Genomic DNA, 13,679 nt, shown 5'->3' with positions numbered 1-13,679 from the left:
CGGGCCTGGTCTCCGACCGCTGCGCGGAGCGCTGAAGATCACCAGCCGAACCCTCCAGGCCGACACGCCCCACCCTCAATCGCGCACCAAGTCGTTATGGGCCACCGCCCGTGAAGCGCACCGCGAACGGGAGAGCACACGAGCCCTGACCGAGGTCCTGCTCCTGCACCGGCTGGGACGGCTTCGGCGCTCTCCTCGACGCCCGCCGCCGACTCGAACCGCTCGGCTGGCTGCTCGCCGTCGCCGGTGCCCGCCGCGACGCGTGGCCCAGCGGCTTCCTGCGCGACAGCGGAGGCGAGGAGGCCTACCAACTCCTGCCGCCCATCGCCGACACCAAGCCCGTCCTCCTGCCGATCCTCGCCTCCCGCCCCCACGGACCTGGCCACCGTCGCCGACCAGGAAGCCGCCCACCGCCGCTGGCTGGAGACCTCGTGAACACCGCCCCCGACCCCGTCGAACCCCCGATCACCGACGAGCTCCGCCAGGCCGCCCTCCAGCGCAAGGGCGGCTGGCTCTACTCCGTCGACCCCGCCTACGACCCCGACGGCCCCGTCCCCGGCCACGCCGTCGTCGGCGCCTGGCCCGTCGACGAGCACGGCGCCATCGGACCGTTCACCCACAACCCGAACTACCGGCCCACCGCCCAGGCGCTGGGTCTGCCCGCCCCCGACAACCCCGTCACCGCCGCCCTCCAAGCCGCCGCCACCGGCCACGGCAGCGAACACGACCTGATCGCCGCCGCCCGCGCCCACACCTGGATCGTCCCCGCCCACCCCGACGGCACCCCACGCCTCACCACCCGCCCCGACGGCAGCCCAGTCCTCGACATCTAAACCGGCCATACCCCCACCCCCGAGGACTGGCACAGCTGGCGCACCCTCACCGTCGCCGAACTCCTCGCCACCGCGCCCGCCCGGCTCGACCTGCCGGATCGATCCCGGCAGCAGCCTGTCCGTCACCATCCCCGCCGCAGACCTCCACTGAGCCAGCCAGCACCCCGCGCTGCACACCGGCGCCCCAAGCAGCCGCAGCCGCGGCGTGCAGAGCCACCACCCCGCACCGGCCCGCCGCTGGCTACTCCGGGCAGGCACTGTGCAGTGAAATGCCGCCAGATCCCGGGGTTCCGTCCCCACCGGGCACCTGGGGCGCCGAGACTGGAGTCCAGGGACGCGCTGCCCTTGCCCGTAGGCCGCGGGCGGTACGGCAACCACGGCCACCCGCAGGCCAGCCCCGTCCGCAACGCCCAATCCGACCAGCGCCGAGGAGCAACTGCAGGATGCCGACGAACACCACCACGGGCCCGGCCGCCCCGACGCCGGGGGAGGCCTACGCGGACGCCCCCGAGCCGCACGTGGAGACGGCGGCGATGCTGAACCTCGTCCGCGCCGACCACGGCACCCCGCAGGTGCACGACCGGGAGTGGGTGCTGCGCCATGCCGCGCTGCTCGACCGCGCCGCGCTGCCCGCGGCGGCCCCGGCGCGCGCCGGCAGCGGTGCTGTTGCTGGGCCGGGCGGCGGGTCGAACCCGGCTGCCGTCGGCGCCGCGATGCAGCTGCGGCAGATGGACCGGCACGGCGGCACCGGCCGCGGTGCGCTCGGCCCGGATGCGCCCGAGTGGGACGGCGAGGAGGGTGCGATCGGCTACCTGCGCCAGGAGTACCTGGTCTGGCGGAGCGGACAGCTGTCGGACCTGGCCGCGGTGGGGGCAGCGATGCGCGCCATGGCGGAGGTGACGGACGACAATGTGCGCTCCGGGCAGGCGGCCGGCCGTGGCGAGCCCTGGCCCCGCGGGCAGCTGCTTGACCTCGCCCGGCGCAGGGTCGCGGCGTATGTGCGGGCGGTGGACTTCGGGGTCGACGCGGTCGCCGACCAGCGGCGCGCCGAGGCCGAGCTGCGGCAGCTGGAGGCCGGCGGCGGCAGCGCCCGCGCGTAGGCGCCGTCGGCCGGCGGGTGTCCGCGTCAGTGCAGGGGTTGGGCGTGTATGGGTGTGTCGGGCTCGGTCCGGTCGATGAGGGTCAGGATGTGGACGAGGCCGCTTTCTTCGATCTCCACGCGGACGGTGCATTCGGCGTCGGCGTAGACCGGGTGTCCGTGGGGTCCGTAGCCGGCCTGCTGCTCGACGAGTACGGCGTCCTGCTCGCCGTGGGCTCCGGGCCGGCCGGGGAAGGTGAGCAGCCAGCGGGACGGTGCGGGGGCCACCGGCATCGCCTCCTGATCTGCCGCCGTTGTCTCGACCCTACGTCGGTGCGGGGCCGCGGTGGCGGGAGGCACGCTGGTCAGGCCGTGTGCCTGCTCTCGCCCCGCCCCGCCGAGACACGCCGACGCCGGCGGGCAGACGGCCCTTGCGTCGCGTACCCGTACTCGGGCGGTTCGCGGCATCAGGGGTTGGAGGCGTCGGCGATGCCGCGCAGGACGGCGTCGGTGTGCTCCCGTTCGCGGCGCTGCTTCGCGGCCCAGTCGCGCATCTCCTGGACGGCTTCGGGGTCGTTCGCGGTGTCGGCGTCCATGACGGTTGCCGCGCCGTCGCCGAGGTCGACGACGTGGTGGTCCATGGTGCCGGTGGCGGCGATGGCCAGGACGACGAGGAGTTCGTTGGTGACCTCCGGGGTGAGGTGGGTCTTGTCCTCGTCGTCGAGGTCGAGGTGGCCTTCCCCGTCGGGTGCGGCGAGGACGGAGAGGGAGCGGCTGACGAGGTGGCGCAGGACCCGGAACTGGTCGGGATCCATGCGGGCCTGCAGGGTTTCGAGGTAGAGGCGGACCTGGTCGGCCTTGCTGGGGGCGGCGTCGTCGTTCACCAGGGCATCCTGGCAAGCTCGCAGAGCGCCGCAACTGTCGCCGCCGTCCGCGGCAGCGCCCGCCGCCGCATCTCCATCGTCCTCGCCCGGCGCATCCACGCCTTGCGGCTTGACCTGGCTGGCACCACCCCGACCGCGCAGGGCATCCGGCCCTCCGATGAGGCCCGCACCCGTGCATGGGCGCTGCGAGAACGGGCGGCCGCTCCGGCCGCCATGCCGAAGGCCGCCACCCGCAGGTGACGGCCTCGTGCGCACGGCCTTCTTGTCGAGGCCCACCGTCGTCTCCATGCCGCACAGTCTCCACAGACCGGGGACCCCGCGGTCCGCGTGGAAGACCACTCCGGTGACGTCCCCGCCCCGGGCGGCGACCGCGGCCTGGAGCGCGTTGACGACCAGCGAGGTCCGCATGTGGGTGGCCGTCGACCAGCCGACCACGCGGCGCGAGCGGATGTCGATCACGCAGGCTAGGAACCGCCACGCGCCGGCGGCCTGGATGTAGGCGATGTCGCCGCACCAGCGCTCGTCCAGGCGCTCGGCGGTGAAGTCCCGCCCGATCAGGTCCGCCACCGGCGGCGCGACCGGGTCCGGGATGGTGGTGCGCTTGCGACGCCGCAGGTGACGCTCGGCAATGCGATGCTCGCGCATCAGCCGGGCCACTCGTTTGCGGTTCACCACCCGCCCGCAGGCCCGCAGCTCGGCGTGGATACGCCGGACTCCGTAGGCCTCGCGATGCTCGGCGTGGATCTTCCCGATCTCTGCGGCCAGCGCGTTGTCCTCGGTCCGGCGCGTGGCGCAGGCCTCACCTGCGGCGAACCAGCGGTAGTAGCCGGACTGGGAGACGCCGAGTATCCGACACAGCCGCTGCACGCCCGAAATCCTCGGCATTGGCGGAGATGAAGTCCCAGCGGCGGGCCATCACTTCATCTGCCGAGCAAAATACCGGGCCGCCCGCCGCAGGATCTCCCGCCCAAGCTCCCACTTCTTCTCGGCCTTCGCCAGGCGGGCGTTCTCCGCCCGCAGCCGGGCCAGCTCCGCCTGCACGTCCTCCGCGTTCCGCCCGGACCCGCCCGCCGTCTCGGCGTCCGCGGCCCGCACCCAGGACCGCAGTGTTTCCGGGTTGGCGTTCAGATCGGCCGCGACGTCCTTGAACGTCCGCCGACCCGCCGAGGCCCGCTACAACGCCACCGCGTCCGATCGGAACTCCGCACTGCACTTCGATGGCTGGGCCATGTGGATCTTCACCTTCCTGGGCCAACAAGATCCATTGCCAGGTGTGACCACACCGCGGGGGTCATCTCATTCACGAGCAGGTCCGGTTCTGCACCCACCCGCTCCTGCTTCAGCTCGGCTCCCCCCACACATCCGGTCGGCTACGAGTGAGGTGCGCGAACACCACGACGTTGCCGGTGTAGGCGCCGTCCACGAATGCGCCACCGCAGGTGATCAAGCGCAGCTCGGGAGTCGGTCGGGCGCCGTAGACGGCGTCGGCCGGAAACCTGTCCTTGGGTACCACGGTGGCGGTGTCGACGGTGAACACGGCCACGGTGCCGTCCGCTCTCGTGATTTCCACCTCGTCGCCGGGCTTCGCAGCGCCCAAGGGGTAGAAGGCCGCTCTGCCCCGAGGAAGCTTTCGGGAGTCGACGTGCCCAAGGATGATCGAGGAACCGGTCGCTCCCGGGGTCGGACTTCCGCTGTACCAGGAGGCATGGTCGGCCTGGTCCTCGGGAGGCACGGCCAGGGATCCGTCGGCATTGAGTCCGCCGGCCATGATCTCCGCGTGGATGCCCAGGCGGTGAATGTCGATGCGCACCGGGACCGACGGCGCGAGGGCCTCGATCTGCGGCGATCCACCGGTGGGTCGATCGACGGGCAGGGTCGGCACACCGCTGTGGTCCGGTTGAGGAGGGGGTATCCGCTGGTACTCGGTACGAGGGGCGAGAACGTACGCTCCGGCCCCGTAGCCGGCGCCTCCGAGGAGCAGGACGAGCGCCACCATCAACGAGGAACGGCCCAGGCCTCGGCGGCGGCCCTGCTCATCGGTGTGCACCGGGTCGCCGACGATGGATGTGACGGACCACCAGTGCGGAGCCGACCGCCATGGCTGCGAGCCCCAGTCCGACGACCGTCGGGCCGGGTCCGGTCGATGCCTGGCTGCTGCCGTCCCCGGCAGCCACGCCCCCCGTGGGGGAGAGCGTCAGGATTGGGCTCTCCGTGACGGTCTCGAGCGTGGTGGCAGTTGCGGTGATGGTGGCCGTCACGGTCGTCGTCGGGTTTGGGCTTGACGGGTTCCCGCTCCCTGTGGGGCTCGGAGTCGGGCTGCCCGTGGCGGCCGTGACGGTGAACGTGGCCGTGGAAGCGTTGCCGTCGCACGTCACGGACACCGTGTACGGACCCGCGGTGGCCGAGGTGGCGATGATTGCGGTACCGGACAGGGTGCCGGCGCTGGAGGTCGACTGGTTCAGGGTCACCGGCGCGGAGAAGGCGGTGGAAGCGGCTTGGACACCGCTGGTCGTGGTGCAGCCGGTGGCCGTGATCGACAGGGACTGTCCGGCGGCGACGCCGGTCGGGTTGACCGTGACGGTGGCGGCGACGGCCGGTGTCGCCGCCGCCAGAGCGACAGCAGCCGCCAGTACGGCTGTGCAGACGACTCGTGAGTTCATCGTGGATGGTTCCCATCGTCCGGTACGGTCCGGGACAGCTACATCGATGCCGTGGCGGCGCACGGGGCCAGGTCTGGATCGGACCGGCGCACAGGACCGTGCTTCTCTCATGGAAGGGGATGAAGCGTCGCGGTGCACCTCGGCCGGTCACCGCCCGTAAGGCACAGGAGGAATCCTTACGTCTGGGCACGGAATTTTCCAGCACGCCACTCGACAGTAGCCAAACGGGGAAGGCGTTCGGAGCACACCCGGCGACAACCGCGGAGAATCCTTGACCTCCCCTTCCGAGGTTGCCATTATCCGTACGTCCGACGGTTGGGTGCAGCGACGCCGGGCAGGCGGTCGGACCGTTACCCGGCTTTCTCCTGCACAGGTTCGAAGGAGATGTCACCCGCCTTGAGTCTGCGCCGTGGTCGGGTTTCCGTGCGTTCGGCGTCCGCACCGGGCCGCCGGAGCCGGAAGTGGCGCTGGCTGTCGCTCCTTATCGCCTCTGCGGCGATGGGGGCCACCCTCGCAATTCTGACACGGAACCCTGAACGGCATCCTGTGTTCACCGTCAAGCGGGACGATGTTCGAGTTACCGTCCGAATGGACGGAACCGTGACAAGGGCTGCGACGTACTGGCTCTATTTCGGCTTGGTGGCGGCCTACACCGAAACGAAACCGGGTGAAACCGACACGTGCGGTCGGATTGCCGTCGACAATCCCCCTGCCGGCCTTGGGAAAATCACGTCCCTCCCCGTCGTGGCCGGCACCCACGTCGTTGCGGGAACGGTCCTGGCAAGGGCCGACACCGCGCGCGCCCAGAGCGACCTCTCCGCGGCGGAACAGGAACTCTCCCAAGCGACCGCCGCCCTCAAAGCCCGTCAGGCCGCCATAAGCCGGCCAGCCCCAACTCCGGCCGCCGGTGCTTCCCGGTCCGCCTCGCTAGCCACCTCGACGCCGAGCTCCCTCCTCGGCCTCCCCGAGGAACAGCTGGCCTCGGATCAGCAGAGGGTGGCCATGGCCCAACAGCGCAAGGACCAGGCCCAGCAGGCAGTGGCCGCCAGCACGATCACCGCGCCGGCGGCCGGGTTCGTCGAGTCGGTGAACACGGCCGTCGGAGCCCACCCATCCTGCGAGGAGCCCGCTGTGGTCCTGCGGGCAGACGAACTGCAGGTCGAGTCGTCGATCGACGCCGGCACCCTGGCAAAGCTGCGGGTGGGACAACAGGCCATGGTCACGGTTCCGGACGCCAGGGCCCGTGCGACGACGACACTCGGGGGCCTTCCGACCTCGGCCGTGTCGCCGGGGAGCCGGGACCAGCCCGCCGCCGGGAAGGACGGATCCGACGTCCGGACCGCGGACCTCGGCGGGCAGGCGGCCAAGTACCTCATGGAGCTGGGGTTACCGGTCCCCCCAGCGGGCGTACTGCCGGGAATACAGGCCGAAGTGACGCTGACCCTGGACTCACGGGACCATGTACTTGCGGTGCCCCCGTCGGCGGTCCACCACGACAGAGAAGGGGACTACGTCCTGGTTCTGCAGTGCGACGACATCAAAGAGAACGGGGAGTGCCGCAAGAGCGTCCCCGTTCGCACGACGGTACGACTCGGCCTTGCCGGCGATCGGCTCACAGAAGTGATCTCCGGCCTCGCGGAGAACGATTCCGTCATCCTTCCGGCCCCGAAAGAATGAGGCAGCGTGAGGACGGGCGACGGCCGGGTCACCGGCCGCCCGATCCGCGTGGCCCTGGCGGTCACCGTGGACAGCACCCGCGACATGGTGGGCGGCGGCGGGAGATGACCGCCTGCGTGCGTTCAATGCGCGAAGTGCCGGAACTCGGCGTGGGCGTCCTCACTGTACAGACCGACGCTGCCTTCCGGATAGGGGCGCTCCTTGTCCGTGAAGGTGACCAGGGGCCGGTCCTCCACAACCACTGACATGGTCGGGCCAGCCTGCCGGATCTCCACGTCGTACCAAGGTCCGATCGGGTAGGCGGGGGGGCCGGTGGCCAGGAAGCGCTGAGCACCCGGGTAGGCGGGGTCCTCCTTGCCCAGTTCCCAGCCGGTGGGTTTGAGGGCCAAGTAGTAGAAGTGCTGGGGGTCGGTGTAGTGCCACACAACCCAGGCGACCTCCCAGGAGTTGGGGTCGGGCCGGCGGAGCTGCTCGACGGTGCGCATCTGGAGCCGGTAGTCGAAGTCCCCCTGGGAATCGACGGAGACCACCAGCGCGGCGTGGGTCTCGGACGGCAGGACGGGGCGACGGGGCTTCAGGCTCACCGTGCCGTCGTCGGTGCCGACGGATCCCTCACCGTCGAACACGACGCGCCAGGGTCCGTGCACCGTCCCCCCGGGCCATGCCTTCTTACCGGCTCCGGAGGTCAGGCCGAGGGCCACCACCAGAACGAGCGTGATGAGCAGGGTGCCCACGGTCAGAAGGATCCACCGGATCCGTCGACCGGGCCGAGGCTGGCCGGGATCCGGTCCGGGCGAGCGGCCTGCCCGGCCGCCTGTGAGCACGGCCCATGTGGGCCGGTCCAGGTGCATGTCCACCAGCATGGTCCACTTCGCGGCGTCTGTCGTCTCGGGCGAGGGCCGCGGACGGGTCTCACCGCTGTGCCAGGATGTCACCGGTGGCCGCGCCGACCGCGCAGCCGGCCGGTGAGGCGGACGCGAAGTCCTCGGCCAGCCGGGTGACGATTCGCTGTGCCGCGCAGCCGTCGCCGAACGGGCTCCGGGCGTCGGCCATGCTCCGGTAGAGGGCGGGATCGTCCAGCAGGGCATTGGTCGCGGTGTGGATGGCGTCGGGATCGGTGCCGACGAGCCGGGCGGCACCGGTGGAGACCACCTCGGGGCGTTCGGTGGTGGTGCGCAGCACCAGGACCGGTTTGTCCAGGCTGGGGGCCTCTTCCTGCACGCCGCCGGAGTCGGTGAGGACGATCTCGCTGGCGGCCAGCGAGGCGGTGAAGTCGAAGTAGTCCAGCGGTTCGGTCAGCGTGATGTGCGGGTGATTGCCGAGCGAGGTCAGCAGCACTTCGCGGACGGCCGGGCTGCGGTGCACCGGCAGCAGGATCTCGACGTCGTTGCGGTGGGCCAGGCGCAGCAGCGTGGCGGCCATGGCGCGCATCTGGTCGCCCTGGTTCTCCCGTCGGTGCAGGGTGACCAGGATGCCGCGGCGGGGGGTGCGGAATGCGGACCGGCCGACACCCCGGGACTGTGTCCACAGCAGGTTGTCGATCACGGTGTTGCCGGTGACGTGGATGTTGTCGGCGGGCACGCCCTCGGACTTGAGTCGGGTGCCGGCGCACTCGGTGGGGGCGAAGTGCCAGCGGGTGAGTCGGGTGACCAGCAGTCGGTTGAGCTCCTCGGGGAACGGGTTGTCGAGGACGCCGCTGCGCAGTCCGGCTTCCACGTGGGCCACCGGGATGCGTTCGTAGAAGGCGGCGAGGGCGCCGCACAGGGTGCTGGTGGTGTCGCCCTGGACGATGACCAGGTCGGGTCCTTCTGCGCGCAGCACCTCGCCGAGCTTGCCGACCAGGAGGGCTGTCAGGTCGGACAGCTGCTGGCGGTGGGTCATCACCCCCAGATCGTGATGGGGGGTCAGTTCGAGGCGGTCCAGCATCTGGTCGGTCATCTCGCGGTGCTGCCCGGTGTTGACCAGTACCGGGGCGAAGTCCTCGGAGTCGTCCAGGGCTCTGGCGACCGGGGCGAGTTTGACGGCCTCGGGACGGGTGCCCAGGATCACGGCTGCGTGCAGTGGGCGCAGTCCGTGGTGCTGGAGTCGGCTGGGCGTCGTGGGGGTGCCGAGCGGGGGCAGGGGAAGGTGGGACATGGTGGCTCTCCTCCGGGCGAGGTGGAGTGACGGGTGGAAGGGCGTGGGGGAGCGGTGGCGGGACGTGTACGGGTGCACGTCAGCGTCGCTCCGGGACACGCAGTTGACGAAGCGTCAGGTGCGGGCGGTCTTGAGCCAGCTGGTGCGGCCGCTCACCACGCGGCCCACGGCCCACCAGCCGGCTGCGAACCACAGGTAGCCGTAGGCCACGAAGAGGTGGGCCAGCAGCAGGCAGCGCAGCAGGCCGAGTCGCCGCTCCCGCTTCCGGTACACGTAGGCGTAGGCGTAGGCGGGGGCGAAGGCGAGTGCATACAGCGGGATCAGCCAGAGCACCGGGAAGGTGTTGTGGCCGTAGGCGAAGGAGTCGGCCGCGAAGCCGGCGATCCCGGCCGCGAAGGCGAGCGGCAGGAGGGATGTGAGCAGGAGCATCGCCGGGCTGGACAGGTGGTAGGTCAGGTCGGCGGCGGCTCGCGGCGGGATCTCCCGCAGGACGAGGGGCAGCAGCCGGGCGGCCTGCATGTGTCCCTGGAACCAGCGGGAGCGCTGGCGGATCAGCCGACGGGTCCTGATCACGGCCTGCTGGTGCACGGCCGCGGTGGAGCAGTACTGGTTGGTCCAGCCTGCGGCGATCAGGCGGATGCCGAGGTCGAGGTCCTCGGTCAGCTGGTCGCTCCAGGGCGTCGGGCCGAGCGAGCGCAGCGCGCTCAGGCGCATGAACTGGCCGTTGCCGCCCATGCCGACGCTGCCGATGTGCCGGCGGGCGGCCTGGAAGATGTCGGTGTAGACGACGAACTCCATGTCCTGCATGCGGGCCAGCAGGCTGTCGGCCCGGTTGTACATCCGGACGCCGATCTGCACGGCTCCGGTGGCCGGATCGGTGAAGTACCGGTCGACCTCAGCGACGGCCTCGGATTCCAGCCTGCCGTCTGCGTCGAGGACGCAGATCACCACGTCCTCGGGGGCACGGTCGTCCAGTGCGCCGGAACCGGCCAGGTGCTGCAGCCCGTCGTTGAGAGCAGCGCCCTTGCCCCTCCTGGCGTTCGGGAGGTGGCGCTGGTGCAGCAGGACGCGTTCGGAGTCCACCGCCCGTACGATCTCGGCGGTTGCGTCATCTGACGCATCATCAATGACCAGTGCGATGCAGTCGTCCACCGGCAACGTCAGCAGCCGGTGGAGGCTCTCCCCCAGCACCTTCTCCTCGTTGAGGCAGGCAAGCAGGAAGACGTAGAAACGGCGTCTTTCTTCGGGTGGCGCGAGCACGATGTGACGGCGCGATAAGGCAAACAGGCCGGAGTTATAGCTCAGACTGGTGATAATGACCGTCGCGCTCAGCCACAGCAGGACGGTCACCACGGCGCACCTCGGTGGACCGTGGGCGCTCCGGCGTCCGGGCCGGAGCGGGGTCGGGTGGCACGCCTGCGGAGGCGCAGCACGGTGGCGGCGAGCAGAACCATGAAGCCGGTGGCCGCATACAGTCCGAACCCTGCGCCGGCGACCTCGAGGAGGACGCGGGCGATCTCAGATCCGGACATGCCGGACGGCAACACGGATGCCGCGGTGAGGCAGACGCCACTGGTGACGCCGCAACTCCCGTACATGGGACTGCCCAATCAGGAGAACGGAGGCCTGGAAGCCCGGGAGAACAAGGTCCCGGGGAACCCGGAGGTAGTCACGGGTCGCATACGCAGGACAATTGGGTGTGATCGGATGCTAGCCATGGCGTAGCCCTCACTGTCGAGATGCAGGGGGCCGGTCTCGCCACTCACTCCCCGAGTCAGGGAGGCGACCGTCTAACCTCCCGCGGCACCTGAAGGACCGCGGGGGACCCGACTCGGATCATCACTCGCCCCTATGGGACTGATCACGGCCAAATTACCACAAGGGGCCGGGCTGTTCAATAATAGAATTCGTTGACGAATCACCTTCTCCCGACCTTCACTCAGAGTCGCCCGCCGAAACTTCCTGGTGACTCTTGCCGAGGGGGTGTTGACAGGCCACCACCTCGATGACAGCATCATTAACACGCCTGCGCTGCGTGGTTGTTGCCGCAGAGGCCTTGCGAGGGTGAGCAGTGCGAGGGCCGGGGACAGGCTGGGGGACGTTCAGCCGAGCCGCGCGAGATGCGTCGCTTTCGGTCACCGCGGAACACTTCTCCGCGTCAATGAATTTATCTGCTATTCGCACGAGGGGCTACCATGCCTTCGCCTTCAAAAAGGTGGGCCCGTCCTTCGCGAACTGCGGCAGCACTCGCCCTAGGCCTGAGCATCAGCCTGGCAGCGCCGTACACCGCATCCGCGAAACCACCTCCGGATCACCCCAACAAGTCATCGGCCCTCGAACAGCCGCTCAGCGGAGACGTCTCCGCGGCCTTCGGCAACGACCAGAAGAAGGCCGACAAGGAGCGCTCGAAGGACCCCCACAAGAAGCTGCAGTCCCCGCCGTCCGCGGCACCGACCACGGCCGGCGCGACCTCAGCAGTGCTAGCCTCCACGCTGGCGCAGCCGGCGGCCGCTAACGCCGTGGCAGCGGCGACCGACACGAGCACGCTGGTGCTCTACGACACCACGGGCCCGTACGGGCATCTGGGCGAGCTGTACGCGATGGTGACGGCCAACCTCGCGGGCCACTTCGGCACGGTGACCACCATGCCGGTCAGCTCCTACCAGGCCGGGCAGGTCAACAACTACACCGCAACCATCTACTTCGGCTCGACCTACTACGGCGGCACCATCCCCGACGGCATCCCCGCCGCGTTCTACAGCGACGTTAGCACCACGACGCACCCCGTCGTCTGGCTGTACGACAACATCTGGAACCTGGCCAACACCATGGGCCCCGCCCAGTTCTCCGCGGCCTATGGCTGGGACCCGACCAACTCCTACTTCAACTTCAACCCGATCACCTCGGTCTCCTACAAGGGCCAGTCGCTCACCCGAAGCAACCTCAACGGCGGCGGCGTGCTGGGCGACAACATCACGGATGCGTCCAAGGTGACGGTGCTCGCCTCGGCGACCGACAGCACCGGAGCGTCCGTGCCCTGGGCGATCCGCTCGGGCAACCTCACCTACATCGGCGACATCCCGTTCTCCTACGTGAACGAGACCGACCGGGTGATGATCTTCAGCGACCTGCTCTTCGACGCGCTCGCCCCCTCGACCCCCACCCGCCACCGGGCCATGGTCCGCCTCGAGGACATCAGCCCCGCCGAGGACCCGGTCCAGCTGACCCGGATCGGCCAGTACCTGAAGTCCCAGAACATCCCGTTCAGCTTCGGCGTCATTCCGGTCTACACCGACCCCAAGGGCACCTACAACAACGGCCGGCCGGAAACCATCAAGCTCTCCCAGTCGCCCCTCATGATCGCCGCGATCAAGTCGCTGATCGCCAACGGCGGCACCATGCTGATGCACGGCTACACGCACCAGTACAGCAACATCGCCAACCCGTACGACGGCGTCACCGGCGACGACTTCGAGTTCTACCGGGCCCAGTGCTCCATCACCCAGACCCCGCCGTACCAGTTCCGGGCGCCCTGCCAGAACACCGACTGGGTCATCCACCAGGGGCCGGTCGCGGAGGACTCCGCCGCCTGGGCGCAGTCCCGCGTCAACTCGGCCATCAACGAGTTCAAGGCAGCCGGCCTCACGCCACCGACGATCTTCGAGTTCCCGCACTACGCGGGCTCGGCGACCGACTACAAGACCTTCGAACCGCTCTTCAAGGCCCGCTACGAGCGCTCGCTGTACTTCGGCGGCCAGCTCAACGGAGGCCCGATCAACTACAGCAACCTGATCGGCCAGTTCTTCCCCTACCTGGTACGCGACGTGTACGGGGAGAGCGTGCTACCGGAGAACCTCGGCAACTACGAGCCGGTCATGTCCAACAACAACCCGCCGCGGCTGCCCGCCGACATGATCAACTCGGCCAAGCTGAACCTCACGGTCAGGGACGGCTTCGCCAGCTTCTTCTACCACCCCTCGTACGGGCTCAATGCGCTGCGGGACACCGTCAACGGGATCAAGGCGCTCGGCTACACCTTCGTCTCCCCCACCTCGGTCCTCGGTCCCTGACCGGACATCACCCCGCTGCCGACCGCTCGTCCGGCCGGCGGCGGGACCCCAAATCCGAAGTAGGTATTGATCTTTATGTGCGGAATCGTGGGATACACGGGGCCCCGGAACGCCCTGGACGTCGTCATCGAAGGGCTGGAACGCCTGGAGTACCGCGGGTACGACTCGGCCGGAGTCACCGTGCTGACCGAGGAGGGCCTGGCGACCGAGAAGCGGGCCGGCAAGCTCATGTGCTTGAGAAAGCGACTTGCCGAGACCCCGCTGCCGGCGGGCACCACCGGCATCGGCCACACCCGGTGGGCCACCCACGGCGGCCCCACGGACGCCAATGCCCACCCCCA

The 13,679-nt window shown here is 69.8% G+C and carries 11 protein-coding genes and 2 pseudogenes; 6 read left to right on the top strand and 7 right to left on the bottom strand.

Features of this window, described 5'->3' with window-relative positions:
• Positions 1-431 precede the first annotated feature (431 nt).
• A complete protein-coding gene (locus tag AB0442_RS39435; RefSeq protein WP_366168340.1) occupies positions 432-833 on the top strand; it encodes a type VII secretion system-associated protein in 402 nt (133 codons plus the stop codon).
• Between the two features lie 443 nt (positions 834-1,276).
• Positions 1,277-1,933: a hypothetical protein gene (locus AB0442_RS39430; protein WP_366168339.1), complete on the top strand. Its 657-nt coding sequence runs from the start codon at positions 1,277-1,279 to the stop codon at positions 1,931-1,933.
• Between the two features lie 26 nt (positions 1,934-1,959).
• Here the strand turns inward: AB0442_RS39430 and AB0442_RS39425 are convergent, their stop codons facing one another.
• The 4 genes and pseudogenes from AB0442_RS39425 to AB0442_RS39410 all read right to left on the bottom strand — a co-directional run bounded on the left by AB0442_RS39425 (position 1,960) and on the right by AB0442_RS39410 (position 4,677).
• Positions 1,960-2,199 carry a DUF6296 family protein gene (locus AB0442_RS39425; protein WP_366168338.1) on the bottom strand — a complete coding sequence of 80 codons (240 nt, stop codon included), beginning with the start codon at positions 2,197-2,199 and terminating at the stop codon, positions 1,960-1,962.
• A 179-nt stretch (positions 2,200-2,378) separates the two neighbouring features.
• Positions 2,379-3,662, bottom strand: a complete 1,284-nt coding sequence (locus AB0442_RS39420; protein ID WP_366168337.1) for an IS3 family transposase — start codon at positions 3,660-3,662, stop codon at positions 2,379-2,381.
• 48 nt (positions 3,663-3,710) lie between these two features.
• Positions 3,711-3,947: pseudogene (locus tag AB0442_RS39415) on the bottom strand (transposase); the annotation flags it as partial.
• 187 nt (positions 3,948-4,134) lie between these two features.
• On the bottom strand, positions 4,135-4,677 hold the full coding sequence (locus AB0442_RS39410; RefSeq protein WP_366168336.1) for a class F sortase: 543 nt from the start codon (positions 4,675-4,677) through the stop codon (positions 4,135-4,137).
• A 329-nt stretch (positions 4,678-5,006) separates the two neighbouring features.
• On the opposite strand from AB0442_RS39410, the gene AB0442_RS39405 reads away from it, so the two are divergent.
• A complete protein-coding gene (locus tag AB0442_RS39405; protein ID WP_366168335.1) occupies positions 5,007-5,615 on the top strand; it encodes a hypothetical protein in 609 nt (202 codons plus the stop codon).
• A 428-nt stretch (positions 5,616-6,043) separates the two neighbouring features.
• A complete protein-coding gene (locus tag AB0442_RS39400) occupies positions 6,044-7,132 on the top strand; it encodes a hypothetical protein (RefSeq protein ID WP_366168334.1) in 1,089 nt (362 codons plus the stop codon).
• Positions 7,133-7,254: 122 nt separating this feature from the next.
• On the opposite strand, the gene AB0442_RS39395 is transcribed toward AB0442_RS39400, so the two are convergent.
• The 3 genes from AB0442_RS39395 to AB0442_RS39385 form a co-directional block, all read right to left on the bottom strand.
• Positions 7,255-7,866, bottom strand: a complete 612-nt coding sequence (locus AB0442_RS39395; protein ID WP_366168333.1) for a family 16 glycoside hydrolase — start codon at positions 7,864-7,866, stop codon at positions 7,255-7,257.
• Positions 7,867-8,044: 178 nt separating this feature from the next.
• On the bottom strand, positions 8,045-9,268 hold the full coding sequence (gene wecB / locus AB0442_RS39390; protein ID WP_366168332.1) for a UDP-N-acetylglucosamine 2-epimerase (non-hydrolyzing): 1,224 nt from the start codon (positions 9,266-9,268) through the stop codon (positions 8,045-8,047).
• A gap of 114 nt (positions 9,269-9,382) precedes the next feature.
• A complete protein-coding gene (locus AB0442_RS39385) occupies positions 9,383-10,528 on the bottom strand; it encodes a glycosyltransferase (RefSeq protein WP_366168331.1) in 1,146 nt (381 codons plus the stop codon).
• 1,259 nt (positions 10,529-11,787) lie between these two features.
• Here AB0442_RS39385 and AB0442_RS39380 point away from each other — a divergent pair.
• Together AB0442_RS39380 and AB0442_RS39375 are read left to right on the top strand one after the other, a co-directional pair.
• Complete coding sequence (locus tag AB0442_RS39380; RefSeq protein WP_366168330.1) at positions 11,788-13,338, top strand: polysaccharide deacetylase family protein; 1,551 nt, start codon at positions 11,788-11,790, stop codon at positions 13,336-13,338.
• 75 nt (positions 13,339-13,413) lie between these two features.
• Positions 13,414-13,679, top strand: a pseudogene (locus AB0442_RS39375) (glutamine--fructose-6-phosphate aminotransferase); the annotation flags it as partial.

The sequence above is a fragment of the Kitasatospora sp. NPDC085895 genome, assembly GCF_040702125.1.
In the GTDB taxonomy this organism is placed as follows: Bacteria; Actinomycetota; Actinomycetes; order Streptomycetales; family Streptomycetaceae; genus Kitasatospora; species Kitasatospora arboriphila.
Note: the sequence above shows the minus strand (reverse complement) of the source record. Positions and strands in the feature narration are given on the sequence as shown.

Bases quoted from the DNA above. Each gene is read 5' to 3' on its own strand.
- AB0442_RS39430 (WP_366168339.1), top strand. From the start codon at position 1,277: ATGCCGACGAACACCACCACGGGCCCGGCCGCCCCGACGCCGGGGGAG.
- AB0442_RS39400 (WP_366168334.1), top strand. From the start codon at position 6,044: ATGGACGGAACCGTGACAAGGGCTGCGACGTACTGGCTCTATTTCGGC.
- wecB (WP_366168332.1), bottom strand. From the start codon at position 9,268: ATGTCCCACCTTCCCCTGCCCCCGCTCGGCACCCCCACGACGCCCAGC.